Here is a 21,027-nt window from a genome sequence, read left to right on the forward strand (position 1 = left end):
ATACACTCGACGCAGCAATGAGAGAACCATCAATTTCCGGTGAGCGTCCGAATGGCAAAACATAGCGGCGCAAAATCAATCCCCCCGGACATGCGGGCAACTTATGACGCCATCGTTGCTCTCACTGACAAAGTCTGTCGTGATCACTTGGATAACGAATACCGCGAGCTAGCGCGGCTCATGGCTGCAGCGCTCTGTCGCAAGCGAACTAGCCCGGTCTCCTCGGGGCAGCCACGTACTTGGGCCTGTGCCATCATCTACGTGTTGGGTCAGATAAATTTCCTATCAGATCAATCAATGAAGCCGTATATGACAATGGCCGACGTATGTACCGCATGTGGAGTCGGGCAGAGCACCGCCAGTGCAAAAGCGCGCATCATTTTCGACACGCTGAAAACTCACCAACTTGATCCGAAATGGTCGCTACAAAGACTAATGGATCAAAACCCGCTGGTGTGGATGGCGGAGGTTAATGGCATATTGGTGGATTTGCGTCAGATGCCGCGCGAGGTTCAGGAGATTGCATTTCAGAAAGGCGTGATCCCCTACATCCCTGCTGATCGCGGATGATGTGCCTATTTGCACCGGCAGCCATGTTTCAAAAGTGAGATTTAAGTACCAAGCTTACGCTTACACACCCCCAAAATCCGTTGGAATTGAGAGACCGGTTCGATGACTGTGTGGGGAGCAGGCAGTTTGGTCCAGATTGTCCCCACCACGCACACTCTGTAGTTGTATAGAGTAATAGACACTCGCAATAGCGTCGTGATGTCAAAGACATGTCTGCCAAATTCTCTGGTTGGCGCAGTCTCTGCTCCTGCAATCGCCGCGAATGAGGCCATTTCGGCCCCCGGTCTCTGCATCGAAAATTTCCGTTCCTGACTCGAGTGTCAGAGACCGGTTCGATGACTGGGTGGGGAGTTGGCAGTTCGAACCATACCGTCTCCACCACCCAGTCTCGCCAAACCGCGGATTTCCAGGCGGACCTAAAAGGGGCGGTTTCTGGGGGGACTTCCGCCGGTATTATTCCGGCCTTTCGGTCTTCGGTGACGGTTGCGGTCTCTCGGGCCGATTTCGGCCTCCCGTCTCTGCATCTAAAAATTTCGTTCCCCGCAGGAGAGTTCGGCGGCCTGAACCGTCGGTAATCCGGGAACCTTGCGAGGTAAAACGCGGTCTTGATTATTGCGGGTTCAATCCGAGCGCCTCAAACTGCTTACCCCATTCGGCTGGGGCATCGCGCAAACGTTCGACTCCTATGCCTCGCGGCAGCCGACCTTCGACTGCTGCTCTAACGAGGTCCGGTGCGAGGAAAGCCAGCGAGATCGTCATGTTGACTTGGCGCACGCTGCATTTTTGCCGTGTGGCGATCTGCTGAGCATCGGAGACCGAGCCCGATACGATCTCGTCAAGCCAGCGACGACCTCGGGAGATCGCACTGACCAGGCGGGCGCGACGCTCGATTCGAGTCGGACGAACTTCGCTTCTGGGGACGCCATGCGGAAGCAGGATTTGCCGGGATCTTCTGGATGGCGGTTTCTGCCATGGGATTGAGAGTCGATGATCGTCGGTCGAGCCGGATGTTTCTTCGTCGTCTGCTGACTTCAGCCGAATAGCCAGATGATCCTCGCGAACATCGATGCGAACGACCCAATCCTGCACTACTTTGCGATCTCCAACCTGCCCGACGATCGAGGATGGCTTTTCCTTCTGAGCGATCAGATGCTCCTGGAGAGATTTGACAATGACGTCTTCTATTTCTATCGCCGCAATACGGGAGACCGATCCAACCAGTGCTGTTTTGGATTCTCCGTGAAGGTGTGGCAGCGAAACATAATAGCGGTAGCGAACGCCTGCCTTGGTCGCATGGGTCGGCACCATGCGGTGACCGGCATCGTCGAACAAAAGTCCGGTCAACAGATGGTCGCTCGCGTTCCGCGCCGTGGACTGGGTGGTCCACTGCTCCGTAAGCTTTTGCTGGACCGCATCGAACAATGCACGATCCATGATGGCCGGTTGCTCGCCGGGCAGGATCTCGTCCTTGTATTTGACCTCACCGATATAAAAGCGATTGCGCAGCAGATAGAACAGTGAGCCCCGGCCAAAAAGAATGCCACCGCGGGTCGCGCCTGTCGCGAGCAGCCTCGATTTGGTTCGGATGTTCCGCTCCCGGAGATCTCGCGCCAGTGCATTGACGCTGCCGAGTTCGAGATAGCGCCGATAAATCTGCCGGACCCGCTCGGCCTCGTCCTCGATGACGGCGATCTTGCCGTCGTTCATGTGATAACCGAGGGGCAGGGTACCCCCGACCCAAAGGCCTTTTCGTTTGGAAGCGGCAATCTTGTCGCGGATACGTTCGGAGGTGACCTCCCGCTCGAACTGGGCAAAGGACAGAAGTACGTTAAGCGTCAGCCGGCCCATCGAGGTCGTGGTATTGAACTGCTGGGTAACTGAGACGAACGATACGCCTTGAGCGTCAAACAGTTCGACCAGCTTGGCAAAGTCGGCCAATGATCGGGTGAGACGATCAACCTTATAAACGACGATCACATCAAGCTTCCGGGCGCGGATATCATCCAGCAATCTCTGCAGGTCCGGGCGGTCGGTGGACCCACCGGAATATCCACCGTCGTCGTACCTCGATCGAATCAACGTCCAGCCGGCATGCGCCTGACTCTTTATGTAGGACGAGGCAGCGTCGTACTGGGCATCAAGCGAGTTGAACTCTTGATCCAGCCCGTGGTCGGTCGAGACCCGGGTGTAGATCGCGCAACGGACCGCTTTGACCCTAGGAATCGTCATGACCGAGCCCCAATGGCAGTTCGGTCCCCTTTATCCCTGAGGCCGAAGAAGCGAGGACCGTTCCATTTCGTACCCGTAATTGCGAAGGCGACCTTGGAGAGGCTGTCATAGGTTTGGCCATTCCAGACAAACCCATCGGCCATCACCATCACCCGTTGAGAATGTCGATCCCACTCTCGGACCAACACAGTTCCCGGAGTCAGTTCAATTCGTTTCTGGTCGAAGCTGACGAGACGCGTGGACATCGTCACGTTGGTGCTCTTGGCGTCTGTCCGATCCAGAACCTGCCTGGTCTCGTGATCTAAATCGCCAAACCGGTCAGCTTGAATTCGATATGCAATGATTGCGAACAGCAGATGCCGCGGCAGGTTATTGGGCGCCGCTCTCTGAAATGCGCTTTGCCATCGTGAACGAAGCCCTTCGAGATCGAGACCGCGCAGATGCGCGATCTCGTCTCCAATGGAAGCTTTGGTTGAGACGCGACCGCTGCGACGCTTCTGCACCATCACATTACGCCTCCTGCTTCGCGCGGTCGACGGTGGCTGACGAAGCCTTTCCATCCTTGATGCGGTAGATCCGGCCTTTGTCAGTCTGTTCAGAAACCAGATTGAGACCCAGTTTCTTTCGAACGACGCCGGCAAGAAAGCCGCGCACCGAGTGTTGCTGCCATTCCGTCGCAGCCATAATGGCAGCAATCGTTGTGCCAGCGGGCGCCCGCAGCATCGTGATGATGCGGGCGTGCTTGGTGTCGGGGCGGCCTGCAGACTTTGACGCCGCAGCCGCAGATCGCGCTTGAGACTTGCCCTTACTGATCCTTCGCGCGGCTGAGCGGGTAGCAACCTTGGTCTTTGATTTGGGCTTGGTCATGGAGTCCTCTGAGTTGACGCGACGCCGTCCGCCGCACCACCACGGCCCCGCCCGGGCAAATTAGCCGGCAGGGCAAGACCCCCGAAGCTGCTCAAGCCGCTCCAAGTCGCCACACAGCAACGCTCCGATCAAGTACGAAAGCCAGTCGATTCTGAGAAAAATTGTCAAAAGACTTCCAAAACGATCGCGCGTTCCGAAAACTCAGGAGTGAGTGCGGGCCGGAAACGCTGCTACAAATATGTCTAATGCCACAGAGAGAGGTCCAACTTCGTGCATCGCTCCAGCCGCAATGGACGTTGCCTTCAACGCGGTCTTTACGGATCCAGTGCGCGACGCGCGATGGTCGCTCCGATCGTCTCAAGGTACCATCGCAAGCAACATGACGTCTGGGCCGGGCCGCAAATCCTTCTCGTAAACGAAAACTCGGCGGCCCGGCAGTTGAAAACTGAAACCGCGACCAAGCGGCGTGTCGTCAACGATCCGGCGCAGCGTGGCGCTCGTGAGCGTTTCGCTGACGGTCAATTCCATCTGGTAGGTTGCGCCTTCGCTGAGAAGCGGGAGGCTTGCAGGCACCACGGCGCGGGCCGCTAACTTGGTGCGCAACGCGTCGATCATTTGAACGCGGTTTGGCATCACGCCACCCGATTGTCATAGAGCGGCATCGCGTCGACGGTCCAAGCATCGCCCGGCCACACCCGACCATTGTAGGAAACGTGAGCAATAACCGAACCGGCATCGTCGACAATAAGAGGTGATGGGGTGTTGCTCGCACCTTCGCCGCTTTTGTCCCGCGCGACGCAGAACATCTGCGACGCCTGCGCGAACGATGCGACTTGGTAAGCGTTGCCTCCTACGCGCAAAAACATCGCCTTGATTGGGCTTTTCGCGTGAGGCAAGATATTTCTTGGGTCGGGGATGAGAACGATCGCACCAACAGTGGGCGTCCCGCCTTTGGCGCGGGCTCTGGCGGCAAATCGCAGCGCCCTGTCTTCCTCAAGGCTAAGTCGGGTTGGAAGGCGGCAATCTGAGGTAACCATCGCTTCTGTTTTGCGTGACATCGCTTGACCCCCTGATTCGCACGGCTTGCCTCGAAAATGCGAGACGACTAGATCCAGTGTCCTTTCGACCAATGCTTGCGCCGGCGCCGAAGTCGAGAGAAACTTAGAGCAATCTTGTTGCTCTTTTAAGGGGCGCCGGCCTTTTTCTGAGATTCTGCAATCGCGCTTGCATGAAGCCCAGAAACCAGGGAAAACGCGGCGTCGCGCGCCGCGCCGGCCCGCCTTCGACCCTATTTCGGATAAATGGCAGGAAGTCCAAGGACAATACCGATAATTGACATCTTCGCTGGTCCTGGCGGGCTGAGCGAGGGATTTCATTCGGCGAACACTGCCCAATATGGGCTAAGGTTCTCGAGCGTCCTTTCAATCGAGAAAGACCCCGTTGCGTGCGAGACACTCCGGCTGCGCAGCTCGAATGCACGCGCAACGACCGTCTCTTCCTGTCGCAGAATCCAGATGAAGCCGGGCGTCTTGTCGATCGGCAGGGCCGCATGATGCACGATGGCCGCGACCCGTGAGCGTTTCGGCAGAAGATGATCGAGGTGCCCCTTCCACCGTGCCGGGTTGTCGCCCGCGCGGTATTTCATGATGCGAGCCCAATCGAGAATGCGCTCGATCCTGCCGCGAAGCCGTGACGCCGTCTCGGTCTTGTCCTTCCAGATCGGCTGCAACACCTTCGGAACCAGCGCGTCGTCGATCGCGGCGACCGGCTTGTCCTTGAAGACGGGATAAACATAGGTCTGAAGCGTCGCCGTCCATTGGTCGGCATGCTTGCCGTTCTTCCAGCCGGCCTTATGAGTGGCGATGTAAGTCTCAGCGCACTTTTCGAAGATGATGGCCTCAGCCGCCTCGATTGTCCTGGCTTGCTGTTCCTTGAGGCGCTCCTCCAGCGGATCGAGGCCCTTGAGGCGCATGACCCGGCAGATCTCGGCTTTCTCGCGCGCCTCGGCGAGCGACACGGTATGAAACGGGCCAAGGCCCATATCCCGGAGCTTGCCCCCAGTGCGATACCGGAAAATCCAACTCTTCGAATTGCCGGGGCGGACCTTTAGGTAAAGCCCAAGCCCATCGGCATACATTCCCGGTTTGAGATTCTGTTTGATCTTGAGTGCGGTGAGCACCCGTATGCGAGCCATTCCAAATCTTCCGCGTCGTGTCTGAGCCCATGCCCATATAGAGCGAGGGGTTCAGTCGACGGGCGGGGATGTTGCGGGAGTGGCAGGGTGAGATCGGTGAACGCATGCAAACGGCTGGCCCAACAGATGTCTGAGAGCCTCTTTCCGGTGCATTTTTTATCCCTGGCGCGGGCTACGGTTAGGGCGATGTGATATGTCTGCCCCAACAAGGATGTTGCGAAGTGGCAGATATCGTTACCCCGGCTCGTCGCTCCGAGATAATGAGCCGCATTCGAGGCAAGGGGACGAAGCCCGAGCTGTTGGTCAGGAGTTCCGCGCACCGGCTTGGCTTCAGATTCCGGCTCCACGTCAGTAAGCTCCCCGGGTCTCCGGACTTGGTTTTCCCCAGCCAGAAGACCGCCCTGTTCGTCCACGGCTGTTTTTGGCACAGGCATCAGGGCTGCCCTTATTGCTATGAGCCTAAATCAAATATACAATTCTGGCGTGAAAAGTTTAAGAAGAACGTGGTACGCGATAAAAGCGTGCAGACCGGGCTGGAGGGGATGGGTTGGCGCGTCGCTGTCATTTGGGAGTGCGAAGCGGCGGATTCTGACGGCCTCCGCAAGAGGTTGAAGGAATTGCTGGGTCGCCGATGATTACCGCAGATGCACTGCTGATTCGCCAAAGGAAGCTCGCCCGGCTGCGCTCGGGTGGAAGCCCGCGCGCCCTCGAAATCTGTTCCGGCTGCGGCGGCCTGTCCCTGGGCCTGCAGACCGCGGGATTTGAGCTTGCTGCCCACATAGAGATCGATCCCGAAGCCGCAAAAAGCTACGCCCTCAACTTCGCCAGTGGTCGCGACCTGGAAGGGCCCTGGGCCGCGCCGCGAAACATGGAAAGCGTCTCAGCAGATCAGCTGGTAGCCGAACTTGAGCTGCAGACTGCCACCGCAGACTCGTTTGACGTCCTGGCCGCCGGTCTGCCCTGCCAGGCCTTTGCTCGCATCGGCCGGTCGAAGCTTCGCTCCGTATCCGGCGGTGAAGAGGATGCTTTCCAGAAGGACCCGCGCGCCGCGCTGTATCGCCGATTTCTGAAATACGTCGAGGATACGCAGCCGCTTGCAATCGTCATCGAGAACGTCCCGGACATTCTTAACTTCGGCGGTCACAACGTGCCGGAGGAAATTTGCGACAGTCTGGAAGCTGCCGGATATTCGACAGGCTACACCCTGCTCAACGCCGCCTATTTTGGCGTACCGCAGATCAGAGAGCGGCTTTTCATTGTAGCCCTCGCCCGCGTCCTTGGTGAAACACCCCGTTTTCCTGAGCCTACTCATTTCGCCCAGCTGCCGAGCGGTTATCAGGGGACGCGCCGTGTGGCCCTCAAGCACGTCGATCAGACCAGCGGGCGCTTCCACCAGCTTCACGAACCATCAGACACGTTGAAGCCGGCTGTGGGAACGAGGCAAGCGCTCGCAGACCTCCCTCGGATAACCGAGCATGTCAACGACCCTCGCGTCATCCGCCGACGCAAGCTCACTGACGAACTGCCTTATCGCGAGAGCAAGAAGGCACTCTCGGAATACGCTAGCATGATGCGGGCCTGGGATGGATTCGCCAGCGACGCCGGTACGGACGGTCACCTTGTCCGCCTTACGCCGCGCGACTTCCCCATTTTTCAAGCCATGGATCATGGCACCGATTACCCTCTGGCGAGGAAGCTTGCCGAAGAAATGTTCGAGCAGGCCCTTCGCAGAAAGCGGCTGGGCAGCGTTTCCAGGAACTCAGCGGCTTACCGCAACCTCAGAGCGGAAATGGTCCCGCCTTACGACCCCGAAAAATTCCCGAACAGGTGGTGGAAGCTTGATCCCGCGAAGCCGTCGCGCACGCTGACGGCTCACATGGGCAAGGATACCTATTCCCACATCCATTACGACAGTCAGCAGTGTCGGACCGTCTCCGTGCGCGAAGCTGCGCGTCTCCAGTCCTTCCCTGATGGTTTTGCGTTTGCAGGCGCTATGAATGCTGCCTTCCGGCAGATCGGAAATGCAGTGCCGCCGCTGCTCGGCTTGGCCGTTGCGCGGGTCGTGCGGGAGCAGCTGGATTTGGCTGCACAGTCCGCAGATCACACAGACGATCGCCAAGTTGCCTAAGGACATGGCAAAAGAGCGGCCGGTCGAGATCACGCCTTCGGCAGCAGCTCTTGTAGAGTCCCTCAGGGGTCTGGGTTATTCGCCGGAAACCGCCGTCGCCGACCTGATCGACAACAGTATTGCGGCAGAGGCGGCAACCATTGAACTTGAACTCGAATGGAACGATGGACATCCGCAGGCTGCGCTGCTGGATGACGGCAATGGCATGGATCGCGCCACTCTGGTCGAAGCTCTGCGCTTCGGCGGCAGCGGTCCAACTTCGACGCGAACGGCCGGCGACCTCGGCAGGTTCGGGCTGGGGCTGAAGACGGCATCGCTGTCCCAGTGCCGCAGGCTTACGATCGTCAGCAGGGCGGCCGGCGGGACATCTGCCATGGTCCTCGACGTTGACGAGATTGCAAAGCGCGGATGGTTTGCGACCGAGCCGGCGATGTTACCGCAACACCCGCTGGCCACAAAACTGCTCCAGCTTGAACACGGGACGCTAGTCCTGTGGGATCGCATGGACTCGCTGGGAGGGCTGTCCGGGCTTCAAAAGGACGCCTTCTATTTGCGCCTTCAGGACATCCGCGCCCACCTCGGCATGGTTTTTCATCGGTTCCTCGGCGAAGATACCAGGCGCATTTGCATTCTTACGAATGGGCGAACCGTGAAGCCCTGGGACCCCTTTCAGAAGAACCACGCCTCGATCATCGAAATGCGGTCGGAGCGAATCCGGTACGGCAGCTCCAGCTTCGAGGTAAAACCCTATATTCTTCCCCACCGAGACCGCTTCACCAACGATGCGGAATATGAAGCCGCAGGCGGCCCTGGAGGATGGAACGCGCGTCAGGGCTTCTATGTCTATCGTGCAAAGCGGCTTCTTGTGGCCGGGAGCTGGCTGGGTCTTGGAGGAGCCCGTGCGTGGACCCGCGACGAGTCCAGCCGGCTCGCACGCATTCAGGTCGACCTTCCAACCGAGCTGGACGCCGACTGGCGCATCGATGTCAGAAAATCCCACGCCAGACCTCCCGGCGCCTTGCGGGCAAGGCTCACAGCGATTGCAGAACATTGCAGGGCGCAGGCGCGTGAAGTCTTCGTCTGGCGCGGCCTGGGCCCGCGTGCGCGATCCCAGGAAGCAAATAGTGATCCCTTGTGGCTCGCCAGTGCGGGTCCCAACGGCACGAACTACCGTATCAACCGGAAGCATCCAGCCCTCGCCGCATTCGCCGATGGCCTGAAGGCTGAGCGCAAGCAGTTCGACGCGCTGCTGACACTCATCGAACAGTCGGTGCCTGTCGAAAGGATCTGGCTCGACATCTCCGAGGCTCAGGGGGCACCCATCCGCGCCATGGACGATGAACAGCTGGATCAGCTCACCGGAAGTCTGACCGAGCTTGCCAAGATCCTTCCAACGACGCTTCCCGCCGCGGCGCGGGTTGATCTTCTCTTGCGGCACCTGCCTCAGCCACCAGCCCGACTGCGCAACCATCTGCTCGAAATTCTGGGAGCTGCAGCATGAGCGGCGACCCGGTAGCTGCGCTGATCGTCAGCGCTCGTCAATTCCTGCTGATGCGCAAGGAAGGTGGAGCGCTGGTTGACCGTGGCGCGATCGAACAGGTTGTTCAACTGGTCGTACCGACTGCGGGCGCGGCCACCGGCCGTTCGTATTCTGCGGATGAAATCGCGACGGCCATCCGCTCGCTTGAAACGATCTTCGTCGTCGAACAGGGACCATCAATTTCGCTGACGGATCGCAGCCGTCCGCCCGAATGGTATGTCGGAGAACGACGCAAGCCCGGCCCGTTCATGGAGCGATATCTTCAGAAACTTGAAGAGAGCGACTGGGCGGACGAGTCGGTGCGCCAGCTTCGTGAAAGCACCGCGCGTGTCCTGGAGGTGCTCGACGATCCGGACCGCCTCGGCCCCTGGGATTGGAGAGGCCTCGTCGTGGGTGACGTGCAGTCCGGAAAGACTGCGCACTATGCCGGTGTGATCAACCGTGCCGCTGACGCAGGCTATCGTGTCATTGTCGTACTTGCCGGCATGCACAATGTTCTTCGGCTGCAGACGCAGAAGCGTCTCGACAAGGACTTTCTCGGGTACGATACCGACCCGAAATCCTTTAGCGACACCGGAAGGCGTATTCCTATCGGCGTTGGCAGGATCAATCCTCGCCTTATTGTCGACAGCCTTACGGTCTCGTCGATTGGAGGAGATTTCAGTCAGAAGGTAGCCAACCAGGCCAACTTCGCGCCGCTGAGCCAGCCATGTCTTCTTGTGGTGAAGAAACAGGGCAAGGTGCTGCAGAATCTGAACCGCTGGATCAAGCGCCTTCCCGATGAATCTCGTGCCGCGCCTCTGCTAGTCATCGACGACGAGGCGGACCAAGCCTCAGTCGACACCGGAGATCAGCCTCTGCTGCCGGACGGTACATTCGACGAAGACTATGACCCCAAACGCATCAACGGCGAAATCCGCAAGCTGCTATATGCGTTCGAGCGGTCGGCCTATGTCGCCTACACCGCTACACCTTTTGCCAACATCCTCATGCACGATGAACGTCGCGCCCAGGACTATGGCGCCGACCTGTTCCCCGCAACGTTCATCGTCTCGCTTACCCCGCCGGACGACTATTTCGGTCCTGCCGCGGTCTTCGGCACCAATGATGAGGGTGACGACGAGGGGCTGCCTCTCATTCGTCATGTTGACCAGACAGCTGAAGCCTGGATACCTGACAAGCACGACAGGACGCTTGTTCCAAGATTCGACGGACAGGACGCGATTCCGCCGAGTCTGGAGAGATCGATAGATGCGTTTCTGCTGGCGTGCGCTTCGCGTGCCGCGCGCGGTCAGGGCCGTGAACACAACTCCATGCTCATACACGTCTCGCGGTTCGTCGATGTGCATCAGGTTGTGCACCGTCAGGTCGAAGCGTATCTCGTCAATACCCGCGCCCTCGTCTCGGGCGGTGATCGCGAGACCATCGATCGACTTCACCGCATGTGGCTCGAAGATTTCGAGCCTGCCGCGGATGAGTTGGCCCCGACGGTTTTCGGACGGCAGACGATCAGGTCGGCCTGGTCGCAGGTTCTCGACTTCCTGCCGGACAGCTCGGACAAGATTCAGGTCATCCTCGCCAACGGCAAATCGAAGAATGATATCGACTACGACAGCTACAAGGAAACAGGCCGATCGGTCATTGCGGTTGGTGGAGACAAGCTCTCGCGTGGCCTTACCCTCGAAGGCCTGACGGTCAGCTACTTTCTGCGAATTGCCCGTCAGTACGACAGTCTGCTGCAGATGGGGCGCTGGTTCGGCTACAGGCGCGGGTTCGCGGATGTCTGCCGGCTCTATACGACGCCTGACATGGAGGACTGGTTCACGCACGTTGCTACGGCCAACAAGGAACTGCGCTCCGAATTTATCCATATGCAGCAGACCGGCGCGACTCCGAAGGAGTATGGCCTCAGGGTGGAAGGACACAGTATTCTCAATGTCACCGCGCCCGGCAAGCAGCGCCATGCGACGCCGCGGCAGGTGAGCTTTGCCGGTGAAGGCAAGATTCAGACGGTGATGTTCCGCGACAAAGGGCTGGTCGAACAGAACGCAGCGGCAACCGATGCTTTCGTTGAGAGCCTTGGCCAGGGCAGAGATTCGCCTGTTCGACCCGGCTCGGCGGGGAAGACGGCCAAAGGCGAGCTGTGGAGCAATGTTTCCGGTCGCGCGATAGCTGAGTTTCTGTCGGGGCTCGCGTTTCCTCCTGAGAGTCTGCAGATCGAAGGCGGCAAGCTCGCACAGTATATCCGCGCGCAGATCACGCAGAACGAGCTCACCGAATGGACCGTGTTCCTGCCCGGCGCTGACGGCAGAACTGTCAGTGTCGGCGGCCGTCAGATCAAATCCGTGAAGCGTACCCCGCGAGATGAAGGAGCTGAAGACCGCTACATCGTAAAGACGATTCTGAGTCCGTTCGACGAGGCCATCGACCTAACCGAGGACGAATTCACCGCAGCACTGGCCGAGACCAACAGTGAACGCCAGGCCGTCAGCAAGCCGGCGACTGATCGTCCTTCCGGGCCGAGCATCCGCGATCTGCGTGGCCGGCGGCCGCAGAACGGCCTGCTGATCATCTACCCCCTCGATCCCAGCGTACCCAAAATGGACACCGACCGACCGGTCATCGGTGTCGTCGTGAGCTTCCCTGACAGCCCCACGGCGCGGCGACGGCTGTATCTTGAGAATACCGTGCGAAGCCGAGAGGAGCAGGAATGAATCCGCTCTGGTCTGAACGCCTTCGTGAAGCGTGGCAAGAACTTGCCGGCCATTTCGCACAGAGCAGAGCATACCGGACGCGACGACTCTCGGATCAGCTGCAGCTTGACGTACATGCCGCGCTGCGAGCTGTTGATAACGCCCCATGTCTGGTCATCGAGGGGATCGCGCCCGCGGAAGATCACTTCGAAGTAGGCGGCATGCGCCTTGGCGTTGTTCGTGATGAACGAGGCCCTCTTCTTGTCCTTTCCCTCGAAGACCGGGACAGGATCGATCTCTTTACCACCGTCTGCGCTGACGCCATTTCCGCTTCGGAAGGAAATGACCGATCGCTGCTGGTGTTTCTTGACCGGCTTGAGGCGTGGCGTCGCTTCCTTCGCGAACGCAACAGCGGCCTTTCTCGCGAAGAGGCAACCGGTCTGATCGGCGAGCTTCTCGTCCTTAGAGAGCTGATCGCTTTGGATCGCTCGGCATTCGGCTTCTGGGCGGCACCTGACGACGGCCTTCATGACTTTCACCGGGAGGGTCATGCGCTGGAAGTGAAGAGCAGCCTTGGTCCCTCGTCCCAGGTCCGTATCGCCACCCTCGACCAGCTCGACACGACAGGCCTCAGACGCCTTGACCTACTGCATGTCCGGCTGATTGAATCGCCTGAGGGCACAACTCTGGGAGCTATCGTGTCTGACATCGTGACGCGGCTTGAAGAGCCATCCCGCAGAACTTTCGAAAACGCCCTCCTCAGGCGAGGGCTGATGCCGGACGATACGGTCGCCAGGTCCAGCCCGCACGTCGAGATCAGAACGATCGAAGCCTATAATGTCGGGGCCGCCTTTCCACGGCTGGACAGGACCAGCGTTCCGCAGGCTGTGAGTGATGCCCAATATGCTCTGGACGTTCGCGCTCTCACGGGCTTTTCAACATCAGCGTCATCGGTCCTTGAACAGTTTCAGAGCGGGGCCTCGGTGTGATGGACGACGCGGTACAGCGTTTCGCCAAGGAGTTCGTCAGCGACGTCAACGACGGCCTGACCGAGATTCCTTTTTCAGAGGAAGTGTTCACGCGTCTCGTCCTTGAGCGCCTTGAGGATGCCGAGCAGCTGGAAGGTACGTTTCCGCTGTTCCAGCAAGGCCGCGTCCGAAACTCGATCTATCGCATTGATGGCTACTCGTTCGACGAGGATCGGTCTCGGCTCGAACTGTACACGACGATCTACCGCGAGGACCTTCCGCCGGCCCGGATACCCCAGGCCGAAGTGACGCGGGCGTTCGAGCGTGCCATTCGTTTCGTCAACGCCTGCATTGAGGGTCTTGCCGCGCAGCTCGAACCTTCCAACAGCGATGCCAGCGACCTTGCGAGGCTCATCGAGGCTCAGGGGTCGACGCTCGGAAGCGTCAAGATCATCCTTCTCACGAACGGCCTAGTCGACAAGACCGCCGGATCAACCGACTGGCGGGATCGCAAAGTCGATTTTGATACCTACGATATCGTGCGGCTGCAGAGAATTCTTGGCGAGGGCGAGACGCGCGCCGACATCGCCGTCGACCTGCAGGCTCTGACAGGCGCTCCCGTCCCCTGTCTGCACGTCCCTAGTCAGGCTGGAGAATACGACGCCTATCTTTCTGTGCTGCCGGGCGAAGCGCTTTCACGCATCTATGACCGCTATGGCGTGCGTCTGCTCGAATTGAACGTGCGCGCGTTCCTTGGCTTGCAAGGCCGAAAGAGCGTCAACGCAGAACTCAGACGCACCATCGCCGACCAGCCATCGATGTTCCTGGCCTACAACAACGGCATCGTCGCAACGGTTGACGACCTTGAAATCGTCAATGATCAGGCTGGTCGACTGTCAATCAAGTCGCTCAAAGGTCTGCAGATTGTCAATGGCGGACAGACCACCGCTTCACTCCACCGCGCGCGTCGCAAGGACAGCCTCAACCTCGGAAACGTCGCCGTTCCCATCAAGATCATCAAGGTCGGCGGTGCCGACCTGAGCGAGATGGTTGCCTCCATCTCACGAGCAGCAAACCGGCAGAATACCGTCCAGCTCGCTGACTTCTCGGCCGGCGATCCCTTCCATCAGGAGATCGAGACGCTGGCCAACAATACGTGGCTCAATGACGGAAAGGGTCGCTGGTTCTACGAACGCGCCCGAGGTTCCTACTTGGCCGCGGAGGCAAAGGCAGCCTACCGGAAGTCCGACCAGCAGACATTCCGTGCGCAGACGCCCAAGCAGCGGCGGCTCAGCAAGCTTGACTTGGCTCGTTATCTCACCGCCTGGGACGGCCTGCCTTTCCGCGTCTGCCTCGGCGGGCAGAAGAACTTCCAGCATTTCATGCAGCGGATGAAGGACAGCGCACCGCCGCCGCCTGACGCGGCGTGGTTCAAGCGGCTCGTTGCAAAGGCCATTGTTTATCGCGCCGCCGAGAAGAAGATTCGGGCCATGAAATTTCCCGCCTACGGAGCGCAGATCACGGCCTATGTGGTCTCCGGCCTGGCCCACAAGACCGGAGGCCGCATGGACTTCGAACGGCTGTGGTCCCGGCAGTCCGTCAGCACCGAACTTGAAACGCTGGTCGAGGCATGGGCTCCGCAGATCGACACGCTGCTGCGCCAATCCGCCGGCCAGAAGAATCCAAGCGAATGGTTCAAGAAAGAGGAGTGCTGGCTGGATATCGTGAACGGGTTACCCGCGCTTTCTGACCCTCTCCCGCCGGAACTGTCTTATGCCGGTGTAGTCGATGGCGACGAAGTCGCAACAGCCCAACCCAGAGCGCATTCGGTTGCTGATTATGAGCGGATCGAGCAATGCATGAACGTTACTGCAGCAACGTGGCTTGAGGTTGCGGAGCGCGGCTACAAGGCTGGTGCGGTCCACTGGAAGGTCGCGGCCATCTGTCGAACGCTAGCCAGTTACGCCGCCGGAGGATGGGACAAGAAGCCATCTGCGAAACAGGCCAAGCCCGCACTTGAGGCTTATCAGGCATGTGCACGTGCCGGCGTGATCGAAGTATCCGCCGCTGCAGAAGCTGCGGCTATTTCCTAGGTGGCTCTGGGGAATTCCTCGGCAAGCCAGGTGGCGACTATCGCAGCGCTACCTTTGCCGTTTCTGCGAAGCAGATCGACAATGTCAGCTGCCGAGACGACTACGATCGGGTGCGCGTCCTCCTTGATTTCCTTGTAAGCCTGCAGATCAACCCAGCTGGTAGTTACCAGAACACCGAACTGACGGTGTCTGAGTCGAGAAATAAGCCGCGACATTTCCCGGACGCCAACCGAGTTTGACGACGAGTAGCACTTCGCTTCCAGAGCAAAATCGACAAGGATGCCGCTCGGCCCCGTGCCGACGCGAAGCTGGCCGACACCGTCGCGTCCGCCGTCACGAGAAGGCCGCGTTACGTCCAGCGTCACGACATCCGGCATCATGAACCGTGTGATGGCGGCAGCGCAGTGTTCGAAGGCGTGAGGGCTTTCCCTGAAATGGTCCCGGATAACCTGGACCATGGCCTCGCCGTCCTTTTCCGCGGGCAGCTGTTCGATCTTGCTCCGATACTCCAGAGAGCGCGTCGACATGAGCGCTCGACGACGTCCTGTCCTTACCCATGTCTGCCAAGCATCCGGAGCAAGCGCGTCCTCGGGTTCTCCGGCAATCAAACTGTCAATCCAGGCCCGGGAAATGACCGACGCATCCAGCACCGTGAATCTGGCGCGGTAGTTCTGGAACCGCTGACCTCCAGCCGTCCGCCAGATCGCGACAAGCTCCTCGGATGAGTCCAGGTCGGATGCTCCCGGCACCGCAAGCCCGAGGAAGATCATGTCGCGCCACGTGCCCGCCCCGCTGAAGATGAAGGTGGGTGGCACTTCGCGTCGCCCCTCAACTCCTGAACGGGCCGCGTTAAATATCTTCTGCAGCATGAGATTGCCGTCGCGACCGGTATCGTGGAGTTCGCGGCCCGGCTCCTTGTTATCGCCGTAATAGGTGAAGACTCCCGTCTCGCGATCGAGCGAATCCGGCCAATCCGAATCAGCGAGACTGGAGGTCAGGACAAGCATGTGCAGCTTGCCCGCCACCTTTCCTCGCTTGCGGAAACCGCCCTGGCTATCAACTCGCAGCAGGCGAGGAAGCGGATCAGCTCCCGCATTGCTAACGCGGCGCCCCTTGTAGCAGGCGTCAACATAAAGATCAGACGTAGCCAGCTGGTCGAATGATATTATTTTCACGTGCCCCTCCCAGCTCATGCTCTCTCGGCAGAGGAATTGACGCAAGTCCCCATCGGATCAGTCCTGCTTCGATCTGGTGCTGTTTGTCCGATGTCCGGCGCATCAAGTCGTTGCAAGGCAATCTTGCAGTGCGGTGTACGGATGCTGCCACTTGTGCCAGTCAGCACGACCGCACGCCGGCATGACCGGCGGACACTGAACCTCCTAATGGTTGCCTAGTGTTGGGTAGTGAGGCACGGTGCCAACAAGAGAGGTGGTCCTTTGAAAGACGTGGGTGCTGTCGATGTTAATGGTTGCGGCTGATCCGCGGGATACAGCCCGGGCCTCCAGGCTATTGAAGGCACAGCTCGGTGCTGGCGCCGAGGTTTACATCCGCAGGCTTGTCTGGCCCGGCCCTGCCGAAAAGATTGCCGATGCGCGCCTCCAATATCGGTCGGATGACCAGCTCTGGTCTTACATGTGGTGGTCCGAAGAATGGAAACGATGGCAGTTCTGCTATGGGATCGATGTTGCTCCCGGGCCCGTCCAGGTTCCGACGATCGAAATAAACTTCGCTGCCAGGCAAATTGACCGGTACCTGACCGGCCGCGTCCTGGTCGACGAAGCCGGCAACACCTATCTCGCGCACAAGGGAGAGCTGAAGGGTGGCAGGACTGGCGTCGTTGACGCCCGGTCATTTGAACAGCAGGTCAACGGCTTTTCAAAGCAGCAGGCGCTCTGGCCAAATGGGAAGGTCGAACGCCTGTTCGTCATCGGAGCAATCGGGCAGCTGGGGTTCACCAAGCGTCTAGGGGCATTTGTCAGCGAGGCCCAGCGCCTCCGCGGTCTCGCCCGGGAGGGAAGGCTCGCAGATCACGTTCCGCAAGGGCCTACTTACAAGCAGGGGTACGTGGGCAAGACATCAGGCACCCGAAGCGCGGAGTATGAAATCGACCGATGGCACGACCTGATTGTCGATGAACTTCATCGCGAACTCAAGCGACGCGGGCTCTGTACCTTCACGTCAGAGCACAAAGAGATGAAGCCGGACCTGTACAGCCTTACGAAGGACGGGAAGCTTCGCCACCTCTTCGAGATCAAGACGAACCAGGACACCTCTACGCTCTACACCGCCATCGGGCAACTCGTCGTCTACGGTGCCGCCCAGGCTCGGCCGCCGAGGCGCTTCCTTGTCGTGGAGAACCCGGTCGAGGACCTGAACTTCCAGAAAGCCCTCGCCAACCACCAGATAGCGGTCGTGAATTTTAGGCGCGAAGGCCGGAAGCGCATCAGCTTTCCGGGGCTCGACCAGCATAGTCGGACTTGGTCATCGAGTTGAGCACATCGCGTACACGCGATGCTGGCGCACCAACGCTCTCATTGATTATTATCCGATCGAGATTGCTGTCATCGAGAATACCGGATGGAAGTCCGGTACAAGTGACATAATACGGCCGTCCGGCTGGAGAAATTCATGGCTCGCCCCTGGAATGAGCTCAGGGTCGAGCGGAATGAGCGCGTTCGGATTATGAAGCACGACCATGCCTTCGACCCAGCTTTCGTTGTAAGCGGGCGCATATACCTCATGAACGAAGGGCTTCGGCATTGGATTGCCCGGATTGTGCTCGCCGCGGGCAAAGCCGGTGCGGACCATGCGGATACGCCTGTTGCCAAATTCTGCCAGGTAAGCCATCCGGTTGAACTTCGGCAGCGTGCCTTGAGAATTGATAACTACTGCGCTGATATGCTCAGCATTGGGTAAGCGAAAGAAACCTGATTTTTCGCGCAGCCCTTCCCAGACATGCTCGTCGATCCATTCCACTTTCAAACCTTTGTTGAGGCTATGACGGACGCCGAACACGTATTCCGTGGCCGCAGAAACCACCATTTGCATCGCATTGGCAAAATGAAAGTCCTGGACCGCGAGGACAAACGGTCGTCCTTTCATCTGTGGCATCTCCCAATAGGGAGTTTTTCGATCTAGCTTCGTTCGTAGCGCCCGACCGATTTTGATGGGGACGAAATTTTCGATAAACCGCTGGAGCTCAGCTTTGTCGTTCGGAATCTCCGCGCCAGGGGGGTTTGCGGTGGTTGCTTCCACGCCGAAGCTGCCGAACGGGCCCGATAGCAAGAAGTCGGGTACCGCGAACTCTTCCGAGCGCGCATATCCTAGCTCGGTGAAAGTGGCGAATAGGTAGAGCTCCCAAATCCGTGGGTTGAATCCTGTCGTTTGGAATTGCTCGACGAAATTGCCGTCGGCGTCTCCATACCAGCGCATCATCGCCTCGATGATGCCGCGCGCGGGCGAGTAGCGCTCGTCGTTGGACAGTATCTTGAAGAGAGGGTTGAGTCGGTCTTCTGGCGTGACCGGCGTAAAGAAATCGGTTGGCTTGCCTTTAGCATCTCCTTGATGGTGCGATTGGGCGCTCGCAGCGTTTTGGGCTGTCATGGACGCGAAAAGTTGATCGCGTGCCGCCTTTTGCGTTGGCTGTGAATGACCGACGTCGATAGCGCGAAAGCGGAAATGCTCGTCGCGAGCTAAAATGATCCAGCCGAAATCGTGATCGGTATTGTCGCGCACAAGTATTCCGAGCACGCGTTCGCCTGGAGTGGAGAACCATTCGATCTCCTCAAACAGCACCCGGGTCATCGGCGCCCGCGCATATCCGGCCAAGCCATCGAAGCGATGAGACGACAATGGTTCGATGCGCACGCGAACTAGATGCTGCACCTTGGCGATCATACCACGCGAAGCGGGGGTCGCTGGAACAAGGGCGACACGATCGATCCGGTTGAGACCAAGGCCGATTAAGGTTTCCCGCTGCCGATGATGGCGACGGATCGGACTCTTGATCTGCTGAATTTGGATGACTGATGGTTGCTTTGTTCCTGCTTCTTCGCGGGGGCTGGAATACGGTGGTTTGGAGCTTTTCACTTCTTTGCCAGCAGGTTGCTTTCGATCACCTCCTGGAATCGTTGAATTCTTGGGAGCCGACGAAAATAGGATGCAGGTATCATAGCAAAGAAGCCCTCCTGCGCTACGTGTAGATATTCCTCGTTGGGCAATTGGCCCGCCTTTATCATCTCGGCTTCCATTGCGTGAATTGCCTTTACGAGCCGCCTGCCTCTCGCGGTGAGGGGGGCCACAAAGCGGGGCTGCATCTTGCGGTCAATCCAGTCTATGAGACAATCGGCGAAATCGACGTTCGCCAAGTTCTGCGCCAGCAAAAATCGTACGTATCCGAATAGAAACTCGTGTTCCCCTTCACCAACGCCCACGCCGAATTCCGAACCGCTCTCTGCCAGATACCACTCGGCCGCGTTTGAGGCCAAATCCATGTGGAAGTACACTGATCGGGCAAGGTTGGTTAAGCCCTGCGTGAATAGGTCAAAATACGAAATGGGAAATGAGCCATTTTGCGATCTCCTAGCGACCATCTCCCTCACAACATCATCGAGATCATAAATGAAAGGGTCCACTTGAGCGCCAGCGGTCTCGAATATCTGCGGCACGGCGTGCTCATCCAACATGTTCTGATGTGGAACGAGTACATAGGCGTCCTCGGAGCTGGCAGGCGAGCGAAGGCACTGGCGCACATCTACCCAATACGATGCAGCCATATCCGGGTTGTGCAACACCAAGATCACGGGCAGCGGATAGCCCTCCCAATATGACCTGTGCTTTGGCTCAGGATAGAATTTCCAGCCGGTAGGTACTTGGTGGGTAAAAAAGGAAGGTCCAGATTTCACCTGCAGGGCAACCGTTTTGCCTGTTGCAAAACCTTCAGCATTCACGAACTCTAAGTGACCATCGATGCCTACGTCCCCGGTGTTCGTCTCCCGCCAAATCTGCCCGGTGCCAGCAGCAAAGCTCTGAACCGCTGCTATTCCGCGACGCTCCTGAGTATAGGTGTGCCCTGACTTTGGAAGCATGTCATTTCTCCTAGGTGAATTGCGTCCACGCCGTCGATTGCAGTGATCTCGGCGGTCGAGAATCAAATCAGCTGTCAGTGCTCGCGCGCCCCGAGCACCGAGCCATTAAGCTGCGTCTGAATACAGGTTGTGGCGGAGCCTGTACACCTCTCCTGCTGTCGACCAAACGCAGGCGACCGCGTCGTTCAGTTACCCCCGGACTAGCGCGTGACGAATCGCCTCGTCGAGCCCGCCCGTTCGCAGCCACGCAACGGCATCACGTGATGCTTGCCGTTCATCGCGATCTATCGGAGTAGCGCATCGTAGCTCGGGTCTGCCTCGAATTCGTTTCGGGACCCTGTTCACCGTCCGATCCATTCGTGTCCGCGGGGCAGGTCAGTCGTGCCAAATTGCAGCGAAGACGTCATGCGTGTTGCATGTGTTCGATACGGAATCGCTAGGACTCAGACTGTGAGCGTAGCGCCCATATTCCAACGCAAGGTAATCGCCGTAAGCCAGCTCAAATATCTTTCGGAGCACCCTTATCATCCAAATACCTCTTCGGAATGCAAACGGCTTCGGAGCGTTCCTAGCAAAAACCGTACCTGTTCAAGCCCATCGAAGTGGCGCGTGGTGGTTCGGAGCCCATGGCAAGCTGCCTAGTTTGGTTTCGGCATGA

The 21,027-nt window shown here is 58.7% G+C and carries 16 protein-coding genes and 2 pseudogenes; 9 read left to right on the forward strand and 9 right to left on the reverse strand.

Annotated features, from left to right (window positions below; all coding sequences use genetic code 11):
- Window positions 1-51: 51 nt before the first annotated feature.
- On the forward strand, window positions 52-570 hold the full coding sequence (locus tag V1289_RS30290) for a DUF6398 domain-containing protein (protein ID WP_334401368.1): 519 nt from the start codon (window positions 52-54) through the stop codon (window positions 568-570).
- 609 nt (window positions 571-1,179) lie between these two features.
- Here the strand turns inward: V1289_RS30290 and V1289_RS30295 are convergent.
- From V1289_RS30295 to V1289_RS30315, 5 genes are all read right to left on the reverse strand, one after another.
- Window positions 1,180-2,799, reverse strand: a complete 1,620-nt coding sequence (locus V1289_RS30295) for a recombinase family protein (protein ID WP_334401370.1) — start codon at window positions 2,797-2,799, stop codon at window positions 1,180-1,182.
- Window positions 2,796-3,305: a DUF2924 domain-containing protein gene (locus V1289_RS30300; RefSeq protein WP_334407735.1), complete on the reverse strand. Its 510-nt coding sequence runs from the start codon at window positions 3,303-3,305 to the stop codon at window positions 2,796-2,798. The genes V1289_RS30295 and V1289_RS30300 overlap by 4 nt, the downstream gene beginning before the upstream one ends.
- 4 nt (window positions 3,306-3,309) lie before the next feature.
- Window positions 3,310-3,666 carry a DUF3489 domain-containing protein gene (locus tag V1289_RS30305; protein ID WP_334401373.1) on the reverse strand — a complete coding sequence of 119 codons (357 nt, stop codon included), beginning with the start codon at window positions 3,664-3,666 and terminating at the stop codon, window positions 3,310-3,312.
- Window positions 3,667-4,023: 357 nt separating this feature from the next.
- Window positions 4,024-4,281 carry a hypothetical protein gene (locus V1289_RS30310; RefSeq protein WP_334401375.1) on the reverse strand — a complete coding sequence of 86 codons (258 nt, stop codon included), beginning with the start codon at window positions 4,279-4,281 and terminating at the stop codon, window positions 4,024-4,026.
- Between the two features lie 17 nt (window positions 4,282-4,298).
- Window positions 4,299-4,724 carry a hypothetical protein gene (locus V1289_RS30315; RefSeq protein ID WP_334401377.1) on the reverse strand — a complete coding sequence of 142 codons (426 nt, stop codon included), beginning with the start codon at window positions 4,722-4,724 and terminating at the stop codon, window positions 4,299-4,301.
- A 243-nt stretch (window positions 4,725-4,967) separates the two neighbouring features.
- Here V1289_RS30315 and V1289_RS49885 point away from each other — a divergent pair, with 243 nt between their 5' ends.
- On the forward strand, window positions 4,968-5,219 hold the full coding sequence (locus tag V1289_RS49885; RefSeq protein WP_442896090.1) for a DNA cytosine methyltransferase: 252 nt from the start codon (window positions 4,968-4,970) through the stop codon (window positions 5,217-5,219).
- Window positions 5,220-5,278: 59 nt separating this feature from the next.
- On the opposite strand, the pseudogene V1289_RS30320 reads toward V1289_RS49885, so the two are convergent.
- Window positions 5,279-5,860 (reverse strand): annotated as a pseudogene (locus V1289_RS30320) (tyrosine-type recombinase/integrase); the annotation flags it as partial.
- 221 nt (window positions 5,861-6,081) lie between these two features.
- Here V1289_RS30320 and V1289_RS30325 point away from each other — a divergent pair.
- The 6 genes from V1289_RS30325 to V1289_RS30350 are packed head-to-tail and all read left to right on the forward strand — an operon-like array spanning window position 6,082 to window position 15,282.
- Window positions 6,082-6,495, forward strand: a complete 414-nt coding sequence (locus V1289_RS30325) for a very short patch repair endonuclease (protein WP_334401381.1) — start codon at window positions 6,082-6,084, stop codon at window positions 6,493-6,495.
- On the forward strand, window positions 6,492-7,988 hold the full coding sequence (locus V1289_RS30330; RefSeq protein WP_334401383.1) for a DNA cytosine methyltransferase: 1,497 nt from the start codon (window positions 6,492-6,494) through the stop codon (window positions 7,986-7,988). The genes V1289_RS30325 and V1289_RS30330 overlap by 4 nt, the downstream gene beginning before the upstream one ends.
- 4 nt (window positions 7,989-7,992) lie before the next feature.
- The gene (locus tag V1289_RS30335) at window positions 7,993-9,489 is read left to right on the forward strand and encodes an ATP-binding protein (protein ID WP_334401385.1); all 1,497 of its coding nucleotides are present in this window, start codon (window positions 7,993-7,995) and stop codon (window positions 9,487-9,489) included.
- The gene (locus V1289_RS30340) at window positions 9,486-12,242 is read left to right on the forward strand and encodes a Z1 domain-containing protein (protein WP_334401387.1); all 2,757 of its coding nucleotides are present in this window, start codon (window positions 9,486-9,488) and stop codon (window positions 12,240-12,242) included. The genes V1289_RS30335 and V1289_RS30340 overlap by 4 nt, the downstream gene beginning before the upstream one ends.
- Window positions 12,239-13,210 carry a PD-(D/E)XK motif protein gene (locus tag V1289_RS30345; RefSeq protein WP_334401390.1) on the forward strand — a complete coding sequence of 324 codons (972 nt, stop codon included), beginning with the start codon at window positions 12,239-12,241 and terminating at the stop codon, window positions 13,208-13,210. Before V1289_RS30340 ends, V1289_RS30345 begins: the two co-directional genes overlap by 4 nt.
- Window positions 13,210-15,282, forward strand: a complete 2,073-nt coding sequence (locus V1289_RS30350; protein ID WP_334407736.1) for an AIPR family protein — start codon at window positions 13,210-13,212, stop codon at window positions 15,280-15,282. Before V1289_RS30345 ends, V1289_RS30350 begins: the two co-directional genes overlap by 1 nt.
- Here V1289_RS30350 and V1289_RS30355 read toward each other — a convergent pair.
- Window positions 15,279-16,457, reverse strand: coding sequence for a restriction endonuclease (locus V1289_RS30355; protein ID WP_334401392.1), 1,179 nt, complete (start codon window positions 16,455-16,457; stop codon window positions 15,279-15,281). The genes V1289_RS30350 and V1289_RS30355 overlap by 4 nt on opposite strands.
- Before the next feature lie 283 nt (window positions 16,458-16,740).
- Here V1289_RS30355 and V1289_RS30360 point away from each other — a divergent pair, with 283 nt between their 5' ends.
- On the forward strand, window positions 16,741-17,775 hold the full coding sequence (locus tag V1289_RS30360; RefSeq protein WP_334401394.1) for a hypothetical protein: 1,035 nt from the start codon (window positions 16,741-16,743) through the stop codon (window positions 17,773-17,775).
- 1,371 nt (window positions 17,776-19,146) lie between these two features.
- On the opposite strand, the pseudogene rpmD reads toward V1289_RS30360, so the two are convergent.
- Together rpmD and V1289_RS30370 are read right to left on the reverse strand one after the other, a co-directional pair.
- Window positions 19,147-19,305 (reverse strand): annotated as a pseudogene (gene rpmD, locus V1289_RS30365) (50S ribosomal protein L30); the annotation flags it as partial.
- 62 nt (window positions 19,306-19,367) lie between these two features.
- Window positions 19,368-20,369 carry a DUF4365 domain-containing protein gene (locus tag V1289_RS30370; RefSeq protein WP_334401396.1) on the reverse strand — a complete coding sequence of 334 codons (1,002 nt, stop codon included), beginning with the start codon at window positions 20,367-20,369 and terminating at the stop codon, window positions 19,368-19,370.
- Window positions 20,370-21,027: the final 658 nt, after the last annotated feature.

This window comes from Bradyrhizobium sp. AZCC 2289 (genome assembly GCF_036924615.1).
In the GTDB taxonomy this organism is placed as follows: Bacteria; Pseudomonadota; Alphaproteobacteria; order Rhizobiales; family Xanthobacteraceae; genus Bradyrhizobium.

Excerpts from the sequence above, each read along its gene's own strand:
- V1289_RS30290 (WP_334401368.1), top strand. The coding sequence starts at position 52 with ATGGCAAAACATAGCGGCGCAAAATCAATCCCCCCGGACATGCGGGCA.
- V1289_RS30295 (WP_334401370.1), bottom strand. The coding sequence starts at position 2,799 with ATGACGATTCCTAGGGTCAAAGCGGTCCGTTGCGCGATCTACACCCGG.
- V1289_RS30300 (WP_334407735.1), bottom strand. The coding sequence starts at position 3,305 with ATGGTGCAGAAGCGTCGCAGCGGTCGCGTCTCAACCAAAGCTTCCATT.
- V1289_RS30305 (WP_334401373.1), bottom strand. The coding sequence starts at position 3,666 with ATGACCAAGCCCAAATCAAAGACCAAGGTTGCTACCCGCTCAGCCGCG.
- V1289_RS30310 (WP_334401375.1), bottom strand. The coding sequence starts at position 4,281 with ATGATCGACGCGTTGCGCACCAAGTTAGCGGCCCGCGCCGTGGTGCCT.
- V1289_RS30315 (WP_334401377.1), bottom strand. The coding sequence starts at position 4,724 with ATGTCACGCAAAACAGAAGCGATGGTTACCTCAGATTGCCGCCTTCCA.
- V1289_RS49885 (WP_442896090.1), top strand. The coding sequence starts at position 4,968 with ATGGCAGGAAGTCCAAGGACAATACCGATAATTGACATCTTCGCTGGT.
- V1289_RS30330 (WP_334401383.1), top strand. The coding sequence starts at position 6,492 with ATGATTACCGCAGATGCACTGCTGATTCGCCAAAGGAAGCTCGCCCGG.
- V1289_RS30335 (WP_334401385.1), top strand. The coding sequence starts at position 7,993 with ATGGCAAAAGAGCGGCCGGTCGAGATCACGCCTTCGGCAGCAGCTCTT.
- V1289_RS30340 (WP_334401387.1), top strand. The coding sequence starts at position 9,486 with ATGAGCGGCGACCCGGTAGCTGCGCTGATCGTCAGCGCTCGTCAATTC.
- V1289_RS30345 (WP_334401390.1), top strand. The coding sequence starts at position 12,239 with ATGAATCCGCTCTGGTCTGAACGCCTTCGTGAAGCGTGGCAAGAACTT.
- V1289_RS30350 (WP_334407736.1), top strand. The coding sequence starts at position 13,210 with ATGGACGACGCGGTACAGCGTTTCGCCAAGGAGTTCGTCAGCGACGTC.
- V1289_RS30360 (WP_334401394.1), top strand. The coding sequence starts at position 16,741 with ATGTTAATGGTTGCGGCTGATCCGCGGGATACAGCCCGGGCCTCCAGG.
- V1289_RS30370 (WP_334401396.1), bottom strand. The coding sequence starts at position 20,369 with ATGCTTCCAAAGTCAGGGCACACCTATACTCAGGAGCGTCGCGGAATA.